Source organism: Chthoniobacterales bacterium, from assembly GCA_039930045.1.
Classification (GTDB): domain Bacteria; phylum Verrucomicrobiota; class Verrucomicrobiia; order Chthoniobacterales; family DASVRZ01; genus DASVRZ01.
Map to the genome: position 1 here is coordinate 104,831 of JBDSQB010000010.1, position 22,280 is coordinate 127,110.

The 22,280-nt window shown below is 59.6% G+C and carries 22 protein-coding genes, 1 tRNA gene and 1 pseudogene; 11 read left to right on the forward strand and 13 right to left on the reverse strand.

Annotation, left to right across the window (positions count from 1 at the left end):
• Positions 1-23: 23 nt before the first annotated feature.
• Positions 24-704, forward strand: coding sequence for a hypothetical protein (locus ABIT76_08265; protein ID MEO7933137.1), 681 nt, complete (start codon positions 24-26; stop codon positions 702-704).
• Positions 705-1,181: 477 nt separating this feature from the next.
• On the opposite strand, the gene ABIT76_08270 is transcribed toward ABIT76_08265, so the two are convergent.
• From ABIT76_08270 to bamD, 4 genes are all read right to left on the reverse strand, one after another.
• Positions 1,182-1,556: a hypothetical protein gene (locus ABIT76_08270; GenBank protein ID MEO7933138.1), complete on the reverse strand. Its 375-nt coding sequence runs from the start codon at positions 1,554-1,556 to the stop codon at positions 1,182-1,184.
• A 159-nt stretch (positions 1,557-1,715) separates the two neighbouring features.
• The gene (gene rsmI / locus ABIT76_08275; protein ID MEO7933139.1) at positions 1,716-2,435 is read right to left on the reverse strand and encodes a 16S rRNA (cytidine(1402)-2'-O)-methyltransferase; all 720 of its coding nucleotides are present in this window, start codon (positions 2,433-2,435) and stop codon (positions 1,716-1,718) included.
• Between the two features lie 31 nt (positions 2,436-2,466).
• Positions 2,467-2,970, reverse strand: a complete 504-nt coding sequence (locus ABIT76_08280; GenBank protein MEO7933140.1) for an LptE family protein — start codon at positions 2,968-2,970, stop codon at positions 2,467-2,469.
• A 12-nt stretch (positions 2,971-2,982) separates the two neighbouring features.
• The gene (gene bamD, locus ABIT76_08285) at positions 2,983-4,167 is read right to left on the reverse strand and encodes an outer membrane protein assembly factor BamD (protein MEO7933141.1); all 1,185 of its coding nucleotides are present in this window, start codon (positions 4,165-4,167) and stop codon (positions 2,983-2,985) included.
• Between the two features lie 156 nt (positions 4,168-4,323).
• Here bamD and mrdA point away from each other — a divergent pair, with 156 nt between their 5' ends.
• Together mrdA and mscL are read left to right on the forward strand one after the other, a co-directional pair.
• Positions 4,324-6,225, forward strand: coding sequence for a penicillin-binding protein 2 (gene mrdA / locus ABIT76_08290; protein MEO7933142.1), 1,902 nt, complete (start codon positions 4,324-4,326; stop codon positions 6,223-6,225).
• Between the two features lie 37 nt (positions 6,226-6,262).
• Positions 6,263-6,727, forward strand: a complete 465-nt coding sequence (gene mscL, locus ABIT76_08295; protein MEO7933143.1) for a large conductance mechanosensitive channel protein MscL — start codon at positions 6,263-6,265, stop codon at positions 6,725-6,727.
• Between the two features lie 2 nt (positions 6,728-6,729).
• Here the strand turns inward: mscL and ABIT76_08300 are convergent, their stop codons facing one another.
• The gene (locus ABIT76_08300; protein ID MEO7933144.1) at positions 6,730-8,127 is read right to left on the reverse strand and encodes a dipeptidase; all 1,398 of its coding nucleotides are present in this window, start codon (positions 8,125-8,127) and stop codon (positions 6,730-6,732) included.
• A 312-nt stretch (positions 8,128-8,439) separates the two neighbouring features.
• Here ABIT76_08300 and ABIT76_08305 point away from each other — a divergent pair, with 312 nt between their 5' ends.
• The 3 genes from ABIT76_08305 to rpiB all read left to right on the forward strand — a co-directional run bounded on the left by ABIT76_08305 (position 8,440) and on the right by rpiB (position 12,515).
• Positions 8,440-9,216 carry an enoyl-ACP reductase gene (locus ABIT76_08305; GenBank protein MEO7933145.1) on the forward strand — a complete coding sequence of 259 codons (777 nt, stop codon included), beginning with the start codon at positions 8,440-8,442 and terminating at the stop codon, positions 9,214-9,216.
• An 83-nt stretch (positions 9,217-9,299) separates the two neighbouring features.
• Complete coding sequence (locus tag ABIT76_08310) at positions 9,300-10,217, forward strand: DUF72 domain-containing protein (GenBank protein ID MEO7933146.1); 918 nt, start codon at positions 9,300-9,302, stop codon at positions 10,215-10,217.
• Positions 10,218-10,337: 120 nt separating this feature from the next.
• On the forward strand, positions 10,338-12,515 hold the full coding sequence (gene rpiB, locus ABIT76_08315; GenBank protein ID MEO7933147.1) for a ribose 5-phosphate isomerase B: 2,178 nt from the start codon (positions 10,338-10,340) through the stop codon (positions 12,513-12,515).
• A gap of 160 nt (positions 12,516-12,675) precedes the next feature.
• Here the strand turns inward: rpiB and recO are convergent, their stop codons facing one another.
• Together recO and ABIT76_08325 are read right to left on the reverse strand one after the other, a co-directional pair.
• Positions 12,676-13,221 (reverse strand): DNA repair protein RecO, encoded by a 546-nt coding sequence (gene recO, locus ABIT76_08320; GenBank protein ID MEO7933148.1) that lies wholly within the window; start codon positions 13,219-13,221, stop codon positions 12,676-12,678.
• A gap of 9 nt (positions 13,222-13,230) precedes the next feature.
• On the reverse strand, positions 13,231-13,956 hold the full coding sequence (locus tag ABIT76_08325; protein ID MEO7933149.1) for a DUF1223 domain-containing protein: 726 nt from the start codon (positions 13,954-13,956) through the stop codon (positions 13,231-13,233).
• Positions 13,957-13,971: 15 nt separating this feature from the next.
• Between ABIT76_08325 and ABIT76_08330 the strand changes: the two genes are divergently transcribed.
• The 3 genes from ABIT76_08330 to ABIT76_08340 are packed head-to-tail and all read left to right on the forward strand — an operon-like array spanning position 13,972 to position 16,378.
• Complete coding sequence (locus ABIT76_08330; protein ID MEO7933150.1) at positions 13,972-14,592, forward strand: RNA polymerase sigma factor; 621 nt, start codon at positions 13,972-13,974, stop codon at positions 14,590-14,592.
• Positions 14,589-15,305, forward strand: coding sequence for a hypothetical protein (locus ABIT76_08335; GenBank protein ID MEO7933151.1), 717 nt, complete (start codon positions 14,589-14,591; stop codon positions 15,303-15,305). Before ABIT76_08330 ends, ABIT76_08335 begins: the two co-directional genes overlap by 4 nt.
• Positions 15,306-15,352: 47 nt before the next feature.
• Positions 15,353-16,378: an aldo/keto reductase gene (locus tag ABIT76_08340; GenBank protein MEO7933152.1), complete on the forward strand. Its 1,026-nt coding sequence runs from the start codon at positions 15,353-15,355 to the stop codon at positions 16,376-16,378.
• Here the strand turns inward: ABIT76_08340 and ABIT76_08345 are convergent.
• The 6 genes from ABIT76_08345 to ABIT76_08370 all read right to left on the reverse strand — a co-directional run bounded on the left by ABIT76_08345 (position 16,306) and on the right by ABIT76_08370 (position 21,580).
• Positions 16,306-17,082 carry a methyltransferase domain-containing protein gene (locus ABIT76_08345; GenBank protein ID MEO7933153.1) on the reverse strand — a complete coding sequence of 259 codons (777 nt, stop codon included), beginning with the start codon at positions 17,080-17,082 and terminating at the stop codon, positions 16,306-16,308. The genes ABIT76_08340 and ABIT76_08345 overlap by 73 nt on opposite strands.
• The gene (locus tag ABIT76_08350) at positions 17,072-17,731 is read right to left on the reverse strand and encodes a polyphenol oxidase family protein (GenBank protein ID MEO7933154.1); all 660 of its coding nucleotides are present in this window, start codon (positions 17,729-17,731) and stop codon (positions 17,072-17,074) included. Before ABIT76_08350 ends, ABIT76_08345 begins: the two co-directional genes overlap by 11 nt.
• Before the next feature lie 13 nt (positions 17,732-17,744).
• Positions 17,745-19,562 carry a TolC family protein gene (locus ABIT76_08355; GenBank protein MEO7933155.1) on the reverse strand — a complete coding sequence of 606 codons (1,818 nt, stop codon included), beginning with the start codon at positions 19,560-19,562 and terminating at the stop codon, positions 17,745-17,747.
• Positions 19,555-20,019, reverse strand: a complete 465-nt coding sequence (locus tag ABIT76_08360; GenBank protein ID MEO7933156.1) for a MarR family transcriptional regulator — start codon at positions 20,017-20,019, stop codon at positions 19,555-19,557. Before ABIT76_08360 ends, ABIT76_08355 begins: the two co-directional genes overlap by 8 nt.
• Positions 20,020-20,087: 68 nt before the next feature.
• Positions 20,088-21,260: a gephyrin-like molybdotransferase Glp gene (gene glp / locus ABIT76_08365; GenBank protein MEO7933157.1), complete on the reverse strand. Its 1,173-nt coding sequence runs from the start codon at positions 21,258-21,260 to the stop codon at positions 20,088-20,090.
• Positions 21,236-21,580 carry a hypothetical protein gene (locus ABIT76_08370; protein MEO7933158.1) on the reverse strand — a complete coding sequence of 115 codons (345 nt, stop codon included), beginning with the start codon at positions 21,578-21,580 and terminating at the stop codon, positions 21,236-21,238. The genes glp and ABIT76_08370 overlap by 25 nt, the downstream gene beginning before the upstream one ends.
• 103 nt (positions 21,581-21,683) lie before the next feature.
• Between ABIT76_08370 and ABIT76_08375 the strand changes: the two genes are divergently transcribed.
• Both ABIT76_08375 and ABIT76_08380 read left to right on the forward strand, forming a co-directional pair.
• Positions 21,684-21,774: transfer RNA gene (locus ABIT76_08375), tRNA-Ser, on the forward strand.
• 57 nt (positions 21,775-21,831) lie between these two features.
• Positions 21,832-22,212, forward strand: a pseudogene (locus tag ABIT76_08380) (FKBP-type peptidyl-prolyl cis-trans isomerase).
• Positions 22,213-22,280 lie beyond the last annotated feature (68 nt).

The following is a 22,280-nucleotide window of genomic DNA, read 5'->3' on the forward strand; positions in this document are numbered from 1 at the left end:
GGACCCTAGGCTACAACACTTGTATGCCTGGCTTCCTTGATACATCCGCCGTCTCAATTCCGGCGGAATACGCTCGCTATCTTGACCCTGATATTCTTGGCAAGATTTTGCTAAAGAACTTTGCAATGAACGTGCTCGGGATAAGAGAAAAAGACATTCGCATTCCCATCTCACGACAAGGGGATGAAGGGAACTATAAGGACCTTTGCGACGCTGGCATCCGTATAGGAGGTCGCTCCTACAGCATCGAAACAAAACTCTCACGACAAATAATGTCCGCAAAATCGCGTCGGACAGCCGATCCTGCTGCTCGTTGGAATTTTAGTAAACTAAAGCGCTCATCTGCAAGTGGAGCAGAGCGCTGCGATTACGAGATACTCTTCGCTGTGGGGATTCTAGGACCCGGCCTTGAGGATTCGCGTGAATATTGGAAATATTTACATGCTCTTCGGAAGCGGGAATTGGCTGCGGGTCGGCCCTTCGATTATTCAACTTGGCCGCACGACGCAGCTTTTCTTACGCGTTGTGGATTTTACATCATGCCGAGGCGCGAAATCCGGAGGAACCAAATGGACATAACAATCCGAAAGATTCCACATGGGAAATCCGATGAATTCTTCGGATGGGGACATGATTTCGCGAGGCTCCGGGGGCTTTGGGATCGTGCAACTCGTGCTGCGAACGCGTCCCTAGTAGCTGGCTAAGGACGGCCCAATGCAAACGAGAAAACGCCGTCTTCACATTTTCGTAACTTCCATAAGTTGTTGCGGATGAGGAGGATTTGCCAAACAGATCGGGTTGGAGCCGGGATTTCTTTTGGGATTGAGCAAACAGACAAGGGGAGACTGTAAACAGACTTGGATGGTGCGGGTTTGACCGGAGTTGGAGTGCAATCAGAGGAGGCTGGAGGGGATTTCCTGAGAGTTGGCGGGGCTCGGACCTTGGATGGAGGGAAAACAGAGAGGGCTGGAGGCGGTCGGACGTTGAGGAGCGATGGTTTAGCCTTGGGGAGCGATGCTCGTCGTTTTGGGTTTTATTGGCGAAGGGAGTGGGCCGGTGAGGCGGAGACGGTGCCGAAGAAACGGGGTCGCGACGCGAAAAGAGGACGCCGGTTTTACCTCGGCGTCCTCTTTGATTTTTGATCCCAGTTGGATCGTTATGGTCGGTCAGGCAGTTCTAGTTTAGCCGCCGCCGGTGGGAGGTGTGGCGGGGGCGCTGGCGTTGGAGAGCGAGCCTCGGAATTGGCGCAAATCACGGACGAGCGGGTCGTCCTTGCCCAAGGCTCCCTCGATGGAGCTGATGGTGGAACTGGCCATATCGTAGTTATTATCCAGATCGGCGCGGCGGACTTTGATGGCGGTGGTGAGGGTGGATTCGAGCCCGGAAATAATGCCCTCGTCGGCCCTGACGGAGGTGACGCCATTTTCCAGCGACGTGGTGCGCAGGGTGGGGTCCCATTCTTTCGCGATCAGACGCGCTTTGATTTCGGGGTTCTTTAAGGTGCCAATGACTTTGTCGATGAACGACTTTTTATCGGCGTCGGTGAGGTTGGACATGATGGTTGTTTCCTTTCTTTGCGTGGTTGTTGGCCGTGGCCGATGGAATATCGACCGCTGCACCGCAGTCTTTTAGATCGTGCAATAAAGATTGCGACTTCTTTTTAGCAGGAAGAAAAAAATCCAGCGGCTCGCGGGAAAATTGTTCTTTTTGACAGGCTAGTAACTGTGCCGCTCGTCTCGCTCGGCGCGTTTTTGGTCTTTCACTTCCTGGCGGTTGAGGCCGTCGATCAGGAGGGTGATTTCGCCCTTGGGCGGGTGCGCTTCGTAGTGCGCGAGCAAGTCGGATGCGACTCCGATGCGAAATTCCTCGAATTGCTTGGTGAGTTCGCGCGCGACGCAGATGCGGCGGGTGGGGGCGAGTTGCACGAGGACAGCGAGCGATTTCACCAAGCGATGAGGGGACTCGAAGAAGATGGCGGTGTTTCCCGTGGCGCAGGCTTCGCTGAGGATGCGTTCGCGCTGGCCGCTTTTGTTGGGGAGGAATCCGCTGAAACTCCACTGGTCGTTTTCAAAGCCGGACCCGGTAAGGGCGACGAGGACGGCGGACGGGCCGGGGATAACGGTGTAACTCAACTGCGCCTCGATGCAGGCGGCGATGAGGCGGCGGCCCGGATCGGAGACGCTGGGCATGCCGGCGTCGGTGATGAGGGCGATGTTTGTCCCCTGGCGGAGGCGTTCGATGAGCTCTGGGGTGCGGCTGGCCTCGTTGTGCTCGTGGTAGCTGATCATCGGCTTGTGGAGCTCGAGCCGTTGCAAGAGCCGCAGCGAATGGCGCGTGTCCTCGGCGGCGATCAGATCGACTTCGCGCAAGGTGCGGGCGCAGCGTTCGCTGATGTCGTCGAGGTTTCCGATGGGCGTGCCGACGATGTAGAGCATGGCGAGTCGAATGGAACTCGACTGAATTTTTTTACCAGCCTTCGCTGATTTTTGACGTGAGCCGAATGGCGGCGTCCTGGGCGGCGAGGACGACGGCCTGGCGCTCCTGCTGCTGGAGGTCGGCGCCGACGAAGAAGCTGGTGGTGCCGGTGACTTTCTGGGTGCTGAGCAGTTCGCCGGTGACGCGGTTGGTGAGCTTGAAGACGAGGTTCACGTTGAGCGTGAACTCGCGGGTGGCGTCCACATTTCCGCGAACGGAGCGGGCGCGCTTGCGGTTGATGGTCTCGATCTCGCCTTCCAAAATGGCGTCCGCATTGGACTCAGACTCGACTGTGTAGGTGCCGTCCTGCTGGATTTGCTGGATGACGCTGTCGGTCACAAGCGCCTCGATGCGGGGCTCGAGGGTTTTATTGCGGAAAATGGGGACGGCGACGCTATGAATCGACGCCAGATAAGCGGGTTTGGCGGGTCCGATTTGGTAGCCTGCGCAACCAGTGAGCGCGGCGGCGAGCAGAAGAAGGAGCCAGTGTTTCATCGGGCTGGCGGACTATTGAGTGGGCAGGGCGGGTTCCACCGGGGCGGCGACGGGGGCCACGTCATCGGGCGAGGTGCGCATCGGAGTCTTCGGAGCGGGCGTTTCCTCGGGGAGAGCCGGGCCAACGAAATCGGGGCGCGATGTGGTGTCCACCTGAGCCTGCATCTTTTGCTTCAGCTTGGCCTTTGAGGCGTTTTGCGCGGGAGCAGCGAAGGTGAGTTTGTCCTCGCCGACCTGAGCCTTGAGAGCGGAGAGACGCTCCTGGGAGGTCTTGGCGTTGGGCGAGTCGGGCTCGGTCTTGATCACCTCGTTGTAGTAAATGGCGGCCGCCTTGTAGTTCTTTTGCTTGTCGTAGAACTGCGCGACGTTAAACGCGCTGTCGGTTTGCTTGGCTCCGAGCGTGGCCATGTTTTGCTTGGCTTGGGCGACTTTCTCGCTGTTCGGGTAGCGATAAATGAAGTCCTCAAACGCCTCGCGCGCCTTGATTGAGGCCGACTGGTCGTATTCGCCCTCGCGGCTGGCTTTCATATAAACGTAACCGATCTGATACTGCGCATCGTCGGCCATTTCGGAATACGGATAGTCATCGATGATTTTCTGGTAAGCCTCGATGGCGCGTTTGTAATCGCCCTGACGCTCGCGAGCCTGACCAATATCAAACTGCGCCGCCGAAGCGTATTTCGCGCTGAAAGGGGCGTTGGTGATGACGGTCGTGAACATTTCCTCGGCCTTCACCATGGAGGGCAGGGTCGGAACGCCGAACAACTCCAGGCGCTTTCCGTCCAGATAGAGCTTGGCGATGTTAAACTGACCCTCGATGGCGGCCTCGAAGTCGGTGCTCTTCGGATACTTCGTGATCATTTTCTGATACTCGGCAAAAGCACGGTTGGCGTCGCCGAGTTGTTGGGTAAGTTGGGCGACCTTGAACTGCGCATGGGCGGCAACGTCGGAGCGGGGGTAACGCTTCACCACTACGCGATAACTCGACACGGCCTTTTTGAGATTGCCCTCGGCCTCGGTGGCTTCGGCGAGTTTCATCTGCTCGGCGGCATTTTTCTTGAGCTCCACCGGTTCCTCATCGACGCCCGTCGTGGTCATGCCTTCGCCTTCGCGAAAGACGACCGGAGCAGGGCTTTTCTGCGGGAAACTGACACAGGCAATGACGAGAATAAGGGAAAATCTAAACCAGCGGCTCATATAAGAAGTCGCAGAGTATAGGGCGCGCCGCCCAGCGTCAAGCGGGCCTTGGGGTGAAATCGGGAGAGTTTTCACGAGGTGGGAATCACCCGGAAAACGCCGCTTTTTCAATTGGACCTCCCGGGCAGTTCGTGGAAACTACAGGGGCTCTCCAACATGAAAAATTTCTCGCCCGCCGTGCTCGTCTCCCTGATTGCGATCCACTCGCTGCACGGACAAACCGCGCCTGCCTTGCAGCCGCCAGCGCCGGCCATCGTTCCGGCCTGGGAAACGCGGGCGCTCGCGGGAAATTACGAGCTGAACATCCCGGCTCCGCGCGGTCAGATTTCAGATCGCAATGGAACTCCGCTCGCGCAGACCCGGCTCGGCTACAATCTCGGGCTGAAGTTTACCCCGCCGCTGACGATGAAAGATCCCGAGATCGTGGCCTACGCACGGCGGCAGGCGGCCATCGCGCAGACCTTGATCGGTGGCGAGGTGACTTTCGACGAGACCGCGCTGATCAAGCATTATCGGAATCGAGGCGTGCTGCCGTTCGAACTCGCCCGCAACCTGCCCGAGGCCGTCAGTGACCGGCTCAAGAAACAACTCCCGACTGGCTTCGTGCTTCTGCCGAATTATTTCCGGATTTATCCCAATGGAAAACTGGCGGCACACGTCATCGGTTACGCCGGGCGTCAGGGTCACATTCAAACCGGGCCCATCGACAATGGCGAAAAACTCTGGCCCGAAGTCGAGGGCCGCGACGGACTGGAGCAGGCGTTTAACACCCAGCTTACCGGCCAGGCGGGCATGACGAAGGTCGTCTTCGACAAAAATGGCAGCAAGGTTTCCGACAACATCGCGATGCCGCCAAACCCCGGCTACAACGTCGTCACCAGCCTCGACGCGAATATTCAAAAACTGGCCGAGGACGCGCTCGAAAAAGGCTGCAAACGCGGCGCGATGGTCATTCTCGACCCGAACAACGGCGACATTCTCGCGATGGCCTCGTGGCCGTCCTACAACCCCAACGACTTCATCCCGACCATCGCTCCGAAGGACTTTGATCGTTACAACAAGGACATCAACATCCCGCTGCTGCCCCGTGCGTTTCGCTCGTCGTATCCGCCGGGCTCGACTTTCAAAGTGATCACCGGGCTCGCCGCGCTGGAGAGTGGTTCGATTGATCCCGGCGACAACTTCGACTGCCCCGCCGCCCTTACCGTGGGCAACACGGTGATGCGCAACTGGAAGAAAAAAGATTCCGGCTCGCTCGATTTCATGCAGGCGCTCACCCAGTCTTGCAATACGTGGTTTTACCAGGTCGGCATGAAGACCGGCTCGAAAACGATCATCGACTACGCCAGCCGCCTCGGCATTGGCAAAAAAACGGGAGTTCCATTGGGATCGGAGACGAATGGCCGCCTCCCGAACGACGAGTACATGACGAAGGTTTACAAACGCAAGATGCTCAACGGCGACACCGCAAACATGGCGATCGGGCAGGGCGATTTGCAGATTTCGCCGCTCCAGATGGCGCAGGCGATGATGGCTGTGGGCAACGGCGGCACCGTATTCCAGCCCCGGCTCGTCCTGCAAATCCAGACGCCGGACAACAAGGTCGTCAACGCCTACGGACCCCGCGCCAAAGCCAAGATCGAGATCCGGCCCGACGTGCAGAAACTCCTCAAGGCCGCCATGATCAACGTCGTCTCCGGTGCTGCCGGCACGGCGCATCAGGCTGCTGTCCCCGGCATCGAAGTCGCGGGCAAGACCGGCACCGCGCAATGGGGGCCGACCAAGAAACAGCGCACCGCCGCGTGGTTTGCAGGCTTCGCTCCAGCCACTAATCCGAAGTATGCCTTCGCCGTTGTCTATGAAGGCGAGATCAATAATAACAACGTCCACGGCGGCACCCAGGCCGCGCCCTTGATTGGCAAAGTCCTACGCCAATTGTTTGCTGAAGAGAAAAAAGCCAGCGACGCCAAGGACAAGCAAGACAAGCAGGATAAGAAAGATCAAGCCGACGACGACGCCAAAAAACCTGCGAAAGATGAAGCGCCCGATGAGGAATAGCTTTCCACCCTTACTCCACTCTGCCGAAACTAAAACCATGAGCCTTATTTCCGAATTCAAAAACTTCATCGCCAAGGGCAACGCCTTCGACCTCGCGGTCGGTGTCATCGCCGGGGCGGCCTTCGCACCCATCGTCAAATCCATGGTGGAGGACATCATTATGCCCATCATCTCCATCCCGCTCGGGGCTGTGGATTTCAAAAACCTCTACCTGCCCCTGTCCGGCAAAGGCATCGCCCTGCTGCGGGAGTCCATCCTCGCCCACACACCCGTGCTGCCCTTGGAGGAAGCAAAGAAACTCGGCTCCGTCATTTCCTACGGCAACCTGCTCAACGCCCTGGTCACCTTCTTCTTCACCATGCTCGGCGTCTTTCTCCTCGTAAAAGTCGTCAACATCCTCAAGCGCAAGGAAGAAGCCAAACCCAGCGCCGCTCCTGAGCCGAGCCGCGAAGCCATTCTCCTCACCGAGATCCGCGACGCGCTGGTGGCGAAAAAGGAATAGTCTTAGATCGCCGCGAGGTTGCGGAGGAGGTGCTGGTTGAGTTCGATGCCGGCGAAGAAATTGGCCAGCGGGAAATTTTCATTCGGCGAATGCGCCCGGCAATCGGGCAACGCGAGGCCGAGCAGCAGCGTGTCCGCGCCGAGGACATCCTTGAAATTCTGCACGATTGGAATGCTGCCGCCCTCGCGAATCAACGCCACTTCGGAGCCAAATGTGTCGCGCAAAGCACCTTGCGCGGCGAGTCCGAAACGATTGTGCGGATCGACCACATACGCGCTGCCAAAGTGGCCGGGAGTGACTTTCATTTGCACGCCAGCGGGGCAGTGCTTTTCCAAATGCGCCTGGGCCAGCGCCAAAATCTTCGCGGGCGACTGATTCGGCACAAGCCTGAACGTCAGCTTCGCAAACGCCCGCGACGGGATCACGGTCTTCGAGCCTTCGCCCTGATAGCCGCCGCCAATGCCGTTGATTTCCGCCGTCGGACGCGCCCAGACGCGTTCCACCGCAGAAAAACCGCACTCGCCGAAAAGTGCGCTCACGCCGGTGAGTGCGATGAAACTCGCGTCGTTCATTGGCAGTTTTTTCCAGGCGTCGCGCTCCCAGTCCTGTAGCGGCTCCACGTCGTCGTAAAAGCCCGAGATCGCGACCTTACCCGACTCATCGTGCAACGTGGCGAGCAGCCGCGAGAGCGCGGCGAGGGGATTCGCCACCGTGCCGCCGTAAATGCCGGAGTGCAGGTCCATTTGCGGCCCGGTAAGTTCCACTTCCATGGCGGCGATTCCGCGCAATCCGTAGGTGAACGTCGGCACGCCCGGCGCGATCATTCCCGTGTCGGAAATGGCGATCACATCGCACTGCAACTCGTCCCGGTGCTCCAGCAAAAACGGCCCGAGATGCTCGCTGCCGACTTCTTCCTCGCCTTCGATCAGGAAGATCAAATTCACCGGCAGCGGACCCGTTTTCAGCGCCTCCTCGACTCCGAGAATGTGCGCGAGAATCTGGCCTTTGTTGTCCGTCGCGCCGCGAGCGAAAACGACTTCATCGACAATCCTCGGATCGAACGGCGGCGAGTCCCAGAGTTCCAGCGGATCGACTGGTTGCACGTCGTAATGGCCGTAAATGAGTACGGTGCGCAGGCCGGGCTGATGCTCATTTCTCCCGATGACGATGGGATGACCCGCCGTCTTGTGCAGCTCGGCGGTGAGTCCGATGGAAGTCAGCTTTTGTAAAACCCATTCCGCGCAATCGCTCACGTAATCGGCGTATGCGCGGTCCGCCGAGATGCTGGGGAAACTGAGAAATTGGAGGAGTTGCTCGACCTGCATGGATTTCATGCCGCCGAGTGTAGCGGGCTCGACGGCGGCGGCAAGATCGCCGGGCAGGGAAAAGAGATTTTGCATGACTTTTACTTACGCGAGGCAAATGGAACCCGGCTGTTTTTTGCGATGCACGCGATTTGAACTCCCGACTGGCGTTTTTCATTTGAGTCCGATCCTGTTCTTCAAAGTGCTCGCCACCAGTGTGTCTTTCGGTTTATAGCGACGGTCTGTTTCATCTCTTATCTGTGCAGCGGACACTCCGGAATCTACCTCTCGCAGCGCATCGGCGTGGCCAAGGACGGACGCCAGTTTCAGCCGGGCCACACCTCGTTGCGCGACCTCCGCTAAGATGAGCTTGCGCCCTTTTCCAAAATCCCCAAACATGGCCCGACTATGAGCCAACTCCCACTTACCGGTAAGATCGGCGTCGTTTTCGGCGTCGCCAATAAACGCAGCATCGCCTGGGCCATCGCCAAAGCCTGGTCGAAGGCTGGCGCCACGCTTTACTTCAACTACCAGGGCGAGCGCCTCAAGGAAAACGTCGAGGACCTCGTCACAGAGTTTGGCCCGGAGACGTTTCTATTCCCTTGCGACGTGACCAGCGACGCCGAGATCGACACCTTTTTCGCCGAGGTAAAAAAGAAAACCGACCGCATCGATTTGCTCCTGCACGCCGTCGCCTTCGCTCCCAAAGAAGCGCTTGAGGGCAACTTCCTCGACACCACACGCGACGCCTTTTTAATCGCGCACAACATCAGCGCCTATTCGCTCGTCGGCCTCGCCCGCGCCGCTGCTCCGTTCATGACCGACGGCGGCAGCATCGTTGCGATGACCTATTACGGAGCCGAAAAAGTCGTCCCGCATTACAACGTCATGGGCGTCGCCAAGGCCAGTCTCGAAGCCTCCTGCCGTTACCTCGCCTCCGATCTCGGGGCAAAAAAAGTGCGCGTGAATTGCATCAGCGCCGGCCCCGTTCAGACGCTCGCCGCCCGTGGCATCAGCGGATTTTCCAGCATGATGAAGCACTACGAGGAGCACGCACCGCTGAAGCGCAGTTGCACTCCCGACGAGCTGGGTGCGATGGGCGTTTTCCTCGCCAGCGACGGCGCGGCTTCCATCACTGGTCAGGTCATCTACGTGGATGGCGGCTACCAGATCATGGGCATGTAAGTCGGCTGCGGGTCAATCCCGTCCTTCCTTGGCGTGAGGCAAAAAAGCCCGCCGCCGCTGGCTTGGCCCGCGATGGAAAGGTGATGGCTCTCTCCAGCGATTCTCCCCCGCTGACCCTGGAGGAGCGTCGCGCCCGGCGGGAGGCGCGCCGGGCAAAGCAGCGCGAGGCCAATGTCGGTCGCGCCGCCAGGATGCATCTGGAGCGTCTCCGACGGGAGGCGCACCCGCCGAAGCCCGCCAAGCGCCCGGCGGCTGAATTGCCAGCGGTGAACATTGGCTGCTCGGGCTGGTTTTACTGGCACTGGCGCGGCGGGTTTTATCCGGCGGAATTAGCGACGCGCGACTGGTTTTCCCATTATGCCAGCCGCTTCAAAACCGTGGAACTGAACGCGCCGTTTTACTCCTGGCCGACTAGCGCCAATGTCCAGACCTGGCTGCGGCAGGCCGGGCGGCGGCGGTTTGTTTACACGGTGAAAGCCTCGGAACTCATCACCCACGTCAAACGCTTCGACGGCACGGGCGAACTCGTGCGCGACTTCGGTCACATCGCCGACGTGCTCGGACCGCGCATGGGCTGTTTTCTTTTCCAGCTTCCGCCGAGTTTTACCTACACCGAGGAGCGGCTGACTCAGATCGTGATGCAACTCGACCCCGCCAGGCGCAACGTCGTCGAATTTCGCCATCGCAGTTGGTGGAATGAGGCCGTCTATGAGGCGTTTCGCGCTGCTGGCATCATCTTTTGCTCCTGCAGCGGCCCTCGTCTGCCCGACGAACTCATCACCACGGCGGACGACATTTACATCCGCTTCCACGGGCTGAAACAATGGTATCGCCACGACTACACGCGAGAGGAATTGGCCGTCTGGACCGAACGTATCCGGGCCAGCGGGGCGAGACGGGTCTGGGCTTACTTCAACAACGATCGCGACGGCTTCGCGATCCAGAATGCAATGGAACTCCGCCGTCAGCTCGGCCGGAAAACGGCTAAGATTGCGATCTAACCCGGATCGCCGCTTCGATTCGGCGTGCAGGTTTGGAGGATCAAAAAACCTTCCGGCCAAACCCTGCCGCGTTGACTTGCGGGCAAAGTCCTCTACCATCTCTTTCTCTTCGATTGCCCCGTGAAAAACGTCCTTTTTATCTGTACCGGTAATATCTGCCGCAGCCCGATGGCTGAGGGTCTCTTCCGGCACATGGTCAAAAACCGGGGCGACATCGCCGTCGCTTCCGCTGGCGTCGCGGCGATGAATGGTCAGGAAACGAGCTTCAACGCCATTGAGGCGTTGAAGGAAAAAGGAATCAACATTTCCCACTACCGCAGCCAACCGGTGACGGATGATCTCATCGACAAGGCGACCCACATTTTCACCATGACGCAGGGCCATCTGGAGACCATCGCCATGCTCTATCCCGAGGCCGTGGAAAAGACGTTTCTCCTCACCGACTTCGACGAGATCGACCCCGGTCGCGACATCGCCGACCCCATCGGCATGGGACTCCACTCTTACCGCGCCTGCCGCGACGAAATCCGCGAAAGTCTGCCCAACATCCTGCAAATCATCGACCAATCCAACACCATGTCTGCACCCACCATTCCGTCCGCCCAAACCCGCCCGCTCACCATCAGCCTCGGAGCCGATCACGGTGGATTTGAACTCAAACAAAAAATCCAGCGTCACCTGAATCGCGCCGGGCACATTCTCCACGACAAAGGCGTCAACGGCCCGGACTCGGTCGATTACCCCGATTACGCCGACCAGGTTTGCCGCGAAGTCATCGACGGACAGGCCGAGTTTGGCATTCTTTTTTGTCGCACCGGCATCGGCATGAGCATCGCCGCCAATCGTTTCCCGCAGATTCGTGCGGCGTTGGTGAAAGACGAACACACCGCCCGCATCACGCGGCATCACAATAACTCCAACGTCCTCTGCCTCGCCGCCGACTCCATCGACGAGCGCACGGCCGGTGAAATCGTGGATGCCTGGCTCTCAACTCCCTTCGACGGCGGACGCCACCAGGAGCGACTGGAAAAACTCGATCACCTCGGCACCAGCGACAGCGGTCGTGCTCTCGCCGAGACCGACCCCGAAATCTACGCCTCCATTCAACTCGAAGAGCGCCGCCAGTCGGAAAACATCGAACTCATCGCCTCCGAAAACTTCACCAGCCGCGCCGTCATGGAAGCGCAGGGTTCCTGCCTGACCAACAAATACGCCGAGGGCTACCCCGGTCGCCGCTGGTATGGCGGTTGCGAAAACGTCGATGTCGTCGAGACCCTCGCCATCGCGCGGCTGAAGCTGCTTTTCCCCGGCGCAGACCACGTCAACGTCCAGCCGCACAGCGGTTCGCAGGCGAATGCGGCCGTCTATTTCTCCGTCCTCGAGCCCGGCGACAAAATCCTCACGATGGACCTCTCCCACGGCGGACACCTTACCCACGGGATGAAAATGAACTTCTCGGGCCGCCTTTATCAAGTGCTCCATTACGGTGTCAGTCCGACCGATTTCCGCATCGATTACGACGCGCTGGCCAAGCAAGCCCTCGAATATCAGCCCAAAATGATCACCGCAGGGGCCTCCGCATACCCGCGCATCATCGACTTCCAACGGATGCGCGAGATCGCGGATTCCGTCGGCGCGTATCTCTTCGTGGACATGGCGCACATCGCCGGCCTCGTCGCGGCGGGCGTGCATCCGAGTCCGGTCGGTATCGCGGATTTCGTCACCTCCACCACGCACAAAAGCCTGCGCGGCCCTCGCGGTGGCATCATCATTTGCAAAGAAAAATACGCCAAGGCCATCGACAGCCAGGTCTTCCCCGGCGTCCAGGGCGGACCCCTCATGCACGTCATCGCGGCCAAGGCCGTCTGCTTCCACGAGGCGCTGCAACCCGGGTTTAAGTCGTATCAGAGGCAGGTCGTTTCCAACGCCAAAGCCCTCGCGGCCCGCCTGACCATGCTCGGCTACACCATCGTTTCCGGCGGCACCGACAACCACCTCATGCTCGTCGATTTGCGGCCAAAAAACATCACCGGCAAAGAAGCCCAGGAAACCCTCGACGAAGCCGGCATCACGATTAACAAGAACTCCATCCCCTTCGACACCGTCGCCATCACCAAATCCGGCGGCATCCGCATCGGCACCCCCGCCGCCACCACGCGCGGCATGAAAGAAGAGGAAATGATGGAAATCGCCGACCTCATCCATCGCGGCCTGCAAAACGTCGGCAACACCGAAGCGCTCCACGCCATTCGCGCCGAAGTCAAAAAACTCACCGCCCGCTTCCCGCTGCCACGCTGATTTTAGGGTAGGCACTTGAGGACAAGAGCCCTCCAAAGCCGCCCTCGGAGCGTCCTCTCTGGCAACCCTGGGAGGTGCTCGTCCGAACGCGACTCACCCGGCGCGAGCTCAGGCGCTTCCCCCGAGGGGAAAAGTCATTTACCCAGCGGCAAAAGGCCTTTTATTTCAGCGCGGCCACCAGTTCGCGGCGTGACTCGGGGAGTTTGTGGAAATGGCGGAGCAACTCGCGGCTCGCATGGGACTCCGACTCGGGTGTGATCCCGCTGGCGCGGCAGATTTCCATCTCGAAAAAGGTGAGGGCTCGGCGGTCGGGCGTTTTCTCCGAGAGATAACCGAGCAGCCGCTGCATGAGGTGAAATAACTCCGGGCTGGCGTGCTCGGGCTCGGTGGCGAGTTCGATCAATTCGGAGGCGTAGGAGGCAAAGAGAAGCCGCAGGTAGTGTTCGCGGATCGCCGAATGCGGCGTAATCAATTTCGCCTCGGTGAGGGTGTGCAATTCGCTTTTCTGGCTGGCCCGCAGGCTGATCTCGCACAAATAAAACAGGTCGAGCTGCCCGGAGAACGCGCCTTTGTTTTTCCTCGCGCCCTTGGCCACGGCTTTGATTCGGCCATGATCTTCCGTGAGGAAACTCAGGATCAGGCTCGTCTCGGTGAGCTTGGTTTTGCGCAGCACGATCGCTTTGGAACTCGCATGAAAATCCAGCACGCCGCGAGTTTACCGCGCGGGAGGTGACTTGGGAAGCATCCCGCCGACGGCTTGAATGGGCTGCAACTCGCCTCGTCTTGTGACCCAGGCGGCAAGGGCGAGGTCGGGTGGGGGATTTTTTGCCGGCGCGGGCAGGGTAAAGGTGGCGCTGTCGCCGGGCGTGGCGGTTTGCAGCGTGAGGGCGACGAAATCGTGCCGCAGGGTGCGACCGGCGTTTTCCCCGGCGCGAACTTTCGTTTCGATGCCGCCGCCGAGGGTGGCGAGATGGATTTCGTAGCTGCCGGGTGTGCTGGGAGCGAAGGTGACGGTGACCTGACCGCCGGTTTTCTGGAGGATGAGGGTGCCGGGTTTCTCGTGGGAAGCGGCGATCTTTTCAGCGGAGCGCCATTCTTTTCCGTCGCGAACGAAGCACGGCGTATAAATGGAACTCGTATGCCAGCTCGCGGCGAGCGCCTGCTGACGCGCGGTAAATGCCGCCTGCGCCGTGGCGTCGGCCCAGCCGAGGTTATCCCAATAGGTGACGTGAAAAGCCACGGGCACGAAGGTTTTCCAGAGGTCGCTGTCGCTGCGCATCGCACTCAGGCGCGCCTCGGCGGGCGGGCAACTGCTGCAGCCTTCGCTGGTGTAGAGTTCCACGAGGGAGACTTGTTGCGGGCCGCTCGAAAAGGTCTGGGCCACGAGCGCCAGCGGGCTGAGGACGAGGGCCAAGAGAGGGGTGAAAAGGAAGGTTTTCATTCTCATGGGAGTCGCATGGGAAAGGCTTTATTCCGGCCACGTCTGGGAATAAACAATACCCGGGGCACTCCCATCGTTATCTCCGTGGATTTCTTTCAACAACTCGTCGATGCGCACCATGCGGCGCTCTATCGTTTCGCCTACAGCCTGGCGAAAAGCGAGTCGGCGGCCTGCGACCTCACCCAGCAGACATTTTACATCTGGGCCACGAAGGGTCACACGTTGCGCGATGCCTCGAAGGCGAAGTCGTGGCTCTTTACGACGTTGCACCGGGAGTTTCTGCGGGGGCGTCATCGGGATCAACGCTGGACCTCGCTGGAGGAATTGCCACCGGGACGTAACGATTTTGCTGCCGAGGAAATGGAGGCCTGGCGCAAGCTCGATGGCGCGGGCGTGCTGGAGGCGCTGGCCAATGTGGATGAGGTGTTTCGTGCGCCGCTGACGTTATTTTACCTGGAGAGTTTTTCCTATGCGGAGATCGCCGAGACGCTCGGTGTGCCTGCTGGAACGGTGATGTCGCGGTTGTCGCGAGGGAAGCAGCAGTTGCGAGCGCTGCTGAGCGACGCGGAGGCCGGGGAGAAGATCGTGCCCTTTGATCCATCGCGTGAAGCCGACGAAAAAAGGAGGAATCTATGAAACGCGAGGAAGCTGAATTTATTCTCACGGCCTACCGCCCCGGCGGCGAGGATGCGTCGGACGCGGGTTTCGCGGAAGCGTTGCAGATGGCGGCGAACGATCCCGAACTCGGCCAATGGCTGGCCCGCGAACAGGAAATGGACCGGCTGGTTTGCGAAAAATTGAGTCGAGTTCCAGTGCCCTCTGGCCTGCGCGACCGCATTCTCGCCGGTGGCCGGGTGAGTCGGAAACCCGTGTGGTGTCGGCGTCGGGGCTGGATGGCGCTGGCGGCGGCGCTGCTGATTTTTGCCCTGGTCGGCGGCTGGCGGATGATGCCGGTGGACGGTCGGAATCTGCCGGAGTTTGCCATGAATTACGCGAGCCGGGGTTTCCTTTTGGAGGCGCACAATAAAGATCTAACTCAACTGGAAAACTGGCTCGCTGCCCGGCAAATGCCAACGCCGGAAGCGGTCCCGGAGCGTCTCGCTGCGCTGGAGAAGCTGGGTTGCCGCACCGTTTCCTACCACGGACGGCCTGTCTCGATCATTTGTTTCGAGAAGGACGGTCGTGAATATCATCTCTTCGTCGCCAAGAAAATAGAGGTCGGCTCTTTTACTGCCCAAACCTCCCGCCAGACGCAGGGAAACTGGTCCGCCATTGCGTGGTCAGATGCGACGAATGACTACGTGCTCGCCAGCAAAATCGGACTGCCCGCCCTGGAGCGCCTGCTCTGAAGCGGCGTTTGACACCTCCACCCCTTCGCCCTGTATATTCGGGGCTTATGCGTTATCGAAAATACAAAGGCACCGAATTGGAAGTCAGCGAAGTGGGGTTTGGCATGTGGACGGTTTCCACCGGCTGGTGGGGCCAATTCACCGAGGGCGAGGCGATTGCGCTGATGCATCAGGCGTTCGATTTGGGCATCACGCTCTTCGACGCCGCCGACAGCTACGGCAACGGGCTGAGTGAGGAATTGATCGCCAAGGCGTTCCCCACACGCCGCGATGAAGTCGTGATCGCGACGAAGATTGGCTACGATTTCACCCATTTCGGCGACGAGCGCCGCGGGCAGCGGGAGATTCCGCATGATTTCTCGCCCGAGGCTTTGGTGAAGGCGACGGATGCGGCTTTGAAGCGATTGAAAACCGACCGGATCGACCTCTTGCAACTGCACAACATCCGCATGGAGCAGGTCTATGATGACGCGATCTGGACCACGCTGGAGCAGCTCAAGTCCGCTGGCAAAGTGCTTGCGACGGGCATTGCGCTCGGGCCGGCCATTGGCTGGCTTTACGAGGGGGTGAATTGCATCCGCGAGCGGGAGTTCAATTCCGTTCAGCACATTTACAACCTGCTCGAGCAGCATCCCGGCCGGGCCATGCACGACGCCGCGACCGAGGCGGGCAAGGACACGATGTTCATGATTCGCGTGCCGCATTCCTCCGGGATGCTGGAAGGAAAATACACCGCCGACACCGTTTTCCCGCCGAACGATCATCGCAATCATCGTCCGCGAAGCTGGCTGCTGAATGGGGTTCGCAAGATCGACACGCTGCGCTTTCTGGAGAACAGCGAACGCACGTTGGGTCAGGCTGCATTGCAATGGTTGCTGGCCGACGAGCGCGTGGCCACGACGCTGCCGAACATCTACAACGCGGAGCAGGTAGTCGAGTTTGCCAAGGCGCCCGACACCGCGCGACTAACCTCGGAAGAAATGGAGCGCATCGCGGATCTCTACGCCGATAATTTCGGAGTGGAGCCGGAGGAGCCGAAGTTCAAGGGAACGATGGAACTCGCGGAGGTGTAATATTGCACTAACATCGCCTGCCGCCCGTAGAGGAAGCGGCGGTGCTGGAAGTTTATCCAGCCGGCTTCCATCGCTATCTGCGCCAGTTCCTCGTAGGAAAACGAGCGCCGCACCGAGAGCAAGGCATCGTGGACGGTCATGGGTTCGCGGAAGACGGTGCTCGTGATGAAGCGCACGCCCAGCCAAGTGAGGAGACTCCGCTCCAAGTCGGCCACCAAGGCAAATCCAGTGGTCGCTGCTAACATCTGGCGCAGGATGTTAGTTGCATCCACCTCGCTAAAGTGATGCAGCGCGAGAGAACAAAAGACGCCGGTGTATTCCTGATTGGCAGCGAGTCGAGTGACATCGCACTGGCGGAACTGAATTTCGGGATAGCTAACACTGAGCGACTTGGCCACAGACAGCGTCGCATCTTGAAAATCCAAAGCCTCGACTTCGATGCTAACCTCGTGCTCGCGGCACCAGTCCACGATGAGTCGGGGGATGTCGCCCGAGCCGGTGCAAAGATCGAGAAAGCGATGCGACGATCCGGGTTGGACTAACATCGCGAGATAATGCCGGATGAGCCTATAACTTCCGAACCAGCGATTGAGCTGGCGGAGGTTTTTCAGGTCGGCGATGAGCGTGGCGTCGGCGGTCTCGGCCACGTCCATGAGTTCGATCTCACCCGGATCAAACGCGCGCTGGCGGAGGTTAGTCCGCATAACCTAACACCGCGAGAAGGCGGCCGGTTTTGCCGAGTTCGGCCCGATAGGAATAGTAGGTGGCGAGATCGGACGCGGTGCATTTTCCGCAGTCGGCGTAGTGCGCAATTCCGGCAGCGCCGGCTTGCGCGGCGATCTGCGCGGCGAAGTCGATCTCGTAGTGCGGCGGCCGAATGCACGGGGCGAGTTGGACAATGATCTGCCCTGGATTCGACCCAAACTCGACTCTCATTTTCTCGATGGCCACGGTTAGGATGCCGAGTTCCGTGCCTTTCTTTCCCGAGTGCAGCAAACCGATGGCGCGATGCTCGGGATCGGCCAGAAAGATGGCGCCGCAATCGGCGGTGTAAATGCCGAGCGCGATGTTAGGATCGTTGGTGAGAAGTCCGTCGCAGTCAGGAATGGGAGACAGCGAGTTGGAATCGACGCGCACCACATTTTTGCCATGCACCTGTTGCGCAGTGACGAATTTCCTATCCGCGAGTCCGATGTTAGTCAGCGCGGCGCGATGATAGTCGTCGAGCCGGGCGAGGGCGGCCTCGCGATCCACTTGCACATCCAAACCCGTCACGCGTTGCAGGAAGCCGTGGCGCAGCCAGACCTCAGCAGCGAGGGCGGGAAACGTTTCGTGCGGAGCAGCGGTCGGCACGGGAGTTAGGTCGTTATTGAGCCTGACGGCGCTTGACTAGGTTGGCGCGAATCTCGTCGTCGGTCAGCGTGGGCTTCAATTTTTTGGCACTGGAGATCCATTTTTTGCGCGCACCTTTGCTGGCCAATGGATCTGCAAACGTATCGTGGTAATGCGTCACCGAACCCGTCACGCGATCAAATTCCGCGAGCGCTGAATTGTAATCCGCGACCGCCTGCAAAGCCGTCGTCTGCGCCTGGGTCAGCGAGACGCGCGCATCGAGCACCTCCAGCTGCGTGCCTGCTCCAGCGGAGAATCGCTCCCTCGCCAGACGCAACGCTTCCTGCGCCTGCTCGACCGCTTTTTGCTGACTTTCAATCAACTCACGGCCCTCGATCAGGCTGGAGTAGCTGGTCTGCACTTCGAGTTCCACCTGGCGAACGCTGTCCTCGTAATTGACCCGCGCCGACTCGAGTCGTGCCCGAGCCTGCTGCACGCGACCACTGGTGGCAAACCCATCGAAAATATTCCAGTTGCCCGAGAAACCGAAGAACCAGCCATCGACCTCGTCGCTCAGGCTGCCCGAGGCGTTGCGGATTTGGTAGCCCGCGTTTCCGTTGATCGTCGGCTGATAACCGGCGAGCGCGACGGTGATTTGCTCGACCTCGGAGAGAATCGACTGGCGCTGGACTTTGAGCAATGCGCGGCGTTCCATCGCGAGCCGGATCGATTCCTGAAGATCGATGACTTGCGCGTCGTAAGTGAGCAGGCCCTTGATCGGAAACGGCGTGAGATCGCCGGTGGTCGGCCACGAGACGCCGACGAGTTTGGCGAGCTGCAACTGCGACGTGCGGTAGTTGTTGCGGGCGCGAATCAGCGCGGGTCGGGCGTTGGCGAGCTCGACTTCGGCGCGGAGAACGTTGAAGCGCGGCACGGTGCCGGCCTCGAAACGATTCTGCTGATCGCGCAACTGGCTCTGTAAAAGCGTGACGGATTCCTCCTGCACGCTGATGAGGGCGCGGTTGAGGAGCACGGTGTAAAACTGCTGGCGCACCGACGCGATGACTTGATCGACGACGTTGCGCAGCTGGTAAAAGGCGCTGTCCTCGGCGATGCGCGCCGCCCGCAAGGCTGCCGAAACCTGGCCGCCGCTGTAGATGACTTGGGTGACCTCGAAGTTGACGTTCCAGGATTTATTTTCCGTGGAAGCGCTGGCGCCGGAGGTGGAAAGGGATTTGCCGAGGGAGCTGGTCGAGGTCACGGGCAGAGCCACGCCGTCGATGAGCACGGTGCCGATGACATTCGGGTCCGATCCCGATCTGGAGGAGGAGCTTAAACTGGAACTAGAGGAACTGCTGCTCCCGCTGCTGAGTGTTTTGCTCTGGCTGTAGCCGCTGCTGACGCCGAGTTGCGGCAGGGCCTGTGCGCGCACTTCGACGACTTGTCCGAGAGTGCGCTTGATCTCGGCGATCTGGCGAAGAATGTCGGCATTGTGTTCCAGCGCGGTCTGGATGGCCTGGTCTAGTGTGATGCCATTGGCCGGGCTCGGTGGCTGCGCGGCAAAGGGCCGCTTGATGTCCAGTTTGGCAAAAGGATCGTTGGCAGGCCCGGAAGAACGATTGTTCCCTGCGAGCACCGGGTCGTTGGCGAGAAGGTCCTCATTCACCTTCGAAGTGTCGCCTGCCATGATCGATTCATCGTTGGCCGCCGCACTCGGCACGGGCGTGGGAGTTGGCGAGGCCGCCGGGGCTGGCGAGGGCGAGGTCAAAGTGGGACGTGCATCCTGCGCGGTGGCCGTCCAGACGCTGAGGGCCAGCGTCGCGCTGATAAGTTGAGTAATGGACTTATTCATGATCCTGAGATTGGCAATATTGGAAAATTTTCTGGTAGATGTGGAGCCAGGACGACTGCTCATCGGGGGTGAGGTGTTCCATCACTTTCTGAACGTTTCGCACCATATCTTCGCGAATGCGGTGGACGAGGGACTGGCCTTTTTCGGTAATTTTGACAATGACTTTGCGGCGATCGTCGGTGCAATGGCAGCGGGTGATGTAGCCGAGATTTTCCAGCCGATCCACTAGCCCGGTCGCGGCGGCGGTGGTGTGGCCCATCTTGAGGGCGATCTCCGACATGGTGGCGACGCCACTTTGATCGAGATGGCCGAGGAGAAAATATTGGGCGAATGAGACGTTTCCATTCGACAGCTCCTTCGAGAGATTCATCAGGAAACACCGCTGGAGGACGATGATGATGTTGGCCAATTCCTCCGCATCGCGGTGCTGCTCGGTCGGAAGGGCAAGTGGAGGCATTTTAGTTAAGGTGCTTAACAATCAAGCAGGTTGACGGTAGCCGCGAAAAACAGGCACGCAACCGGGAATTACCAAACTAACACGCTCACCATTTCGCCTCCGGCAATCTCTGTCCCCGCGCCCATCCGCAGCAGCGCGTCGCTCCGGCTCAAGCCGAAAAGCGCGTGGCTTTCCTGCAAACCTTGGGGAACGAAACGCTCGCCCTCAATGCGACCGCGAACGTAATGCGGGCGATCCCCGGTGTTGGCCAGCGGCGAGTCGAGTTGCAGTGTTTTCACCGGCAGAAAACGCTCGCCGTCGCGGGCTCCGAGCATTTGCAGCAAGGCCGGGCGCAGCAGCACAAGAAACGTGACAAACGACGCCAACGGATTGCCGGGCAGGCCGAAAATGAGTTTTTCGCCGGAGCGCGCAAACGCCAGTGGCTTGCCGGGTTTCATCCGAATCCGCCACAGATCGAGCGCGACTCCGAGGGCAGCCAGCGCGGGTTTCACATGATCGTGATCGCCCACGGAAACGCCGCCGCTGATGATGAGAACATCGCTCGTCTCCAGCGCGCGGCGGATTTCCAGTTGAGTTGCAGTCAAATCATCGGGGCTATGCCGCAGTTCGGCCTGAATCCCCAGCGATTGCAAAAGCGCGGCCAGCATGGGGCTGTTGGAGTCGTAAATCTCCCCAGATAACAATGGAACTCCCAGCGGGCGCAATTCGTCGCCGGTCGAAAGTACGGTCACTCGTGGCATCCGATGCGCCGGTGCCGTCGCCAATCCCTGACTCGCCAGAAGCGCCACCAGTTGCGGTGTGATCCGCTGGCCAGGGCTGCCGATGAGTTGACCAGCGGCGAGATCGGCTCCGGCGCGGCGGATGTTTTCCCCCGGCTCGACGGATTCGCGCAAATGCACCCGGCCATTTTCGACCGTCACGTCCTCCTGCATCGCCACGCCGGTGCAGCCTGCCGGAATCGGCGCTCCGGTAAAAATGCGACTCGCCTCGTTTTTTTCCAGCCGCAGAGAACGATCCTGCCCGGCGGGTTGCTCTCCACACAGGATGCGTTCGCCCGGTTCGTCCGCCACGCGGATCGCGTAGCCATCGACCACTGAATTATCGAAACGCGGATGCGCCATCGTCGAGCGCATCGGCTGCGCCAGAAACGAGCCGAGCGCCTCGCGCAGCGGCCTTTCCACCATGGGCAGCGGACTCGCCGCCGACAAAATCCGGGCTAGGGCGTCGGCTTCTTCGACCATACATCATCGCCCGGCTGGGGCGCTCCCTGCACGATATCGGCGGCGGCAAAGGGACGCCGCATCTCCGCGCCCGCCTTTAAAGTCGCCACGTCCTCGCCGCCACGTCGCACCTGCATTTCCGCCCCCGGCGTGGGAGCCGCGAAACCGCCGAAATCCACCAGCACGAAACGGCCTGCGTCATTCACCATCGAGATCGTTCCGAGGAAATTTTGCGTGGCCACGGTCTCGGCGGGCGGTTTCTTTTTCCCAAACTTCCCCAAGACGGCGCAGCCGGGCAAAACCGCCAGCAGCAACACCAATATAAAACCGCGCTTCCACATAGATTCCGATCTTACTCGAATCTGCCGGAGCAGCCAGTCTTTCCCAAAATTCATGGATTGACGCTCCCGGCGGTGTCTGGTTTATTGGCCGCACAACTGACACGGAGAGTTGGCTGAGTGGTCGAAAGCAGCGCTTTGCTAAAGCGCCATACCTCAAAAGGGTATCGAGGGTTCAAATCCCTCACTCTCCGCCAGTTGTTTTTTTATCCCCACATCCCAATCTAACTCCCAAAATCATGGCAAACTCCGCACTCGAAAAAGGACAGGCTTTCCTCGCTGAAAACGGCAAAAAGGAAGGCATCACCACCACCGCTACCGGGCTTCAATACAAGGTTCACACCGAAGGCACCGGCAAAAAGCCGAAGGCCACGGACGTAGTGAAGGTTCACTACCGCGGCACGCTGCTCGACGGCACCGAGTTTGATAGTTCTTACAAGCGCAAGGAGCCGATCGAGTTTGGGTTGAATCAAGTCATCCGCGGCTGGACCGAGGGCGTACAACTCATGTCCGAAGGCTCCAAATACGAATTCTTCATTCCATCGCAACTCGCCTACGGCTCACGCGGTGCTGGTGGCGACATCGGACCGGATGAGACCCTTATTTTCGAGGTCGAACTGCTCGCTGTTCGCTAAACCGAGCAATCATTTCCGTGGTTCAAAAAGGCTGGCTTCCCTAACCGGAAACCAGCCTTTTTCCATTC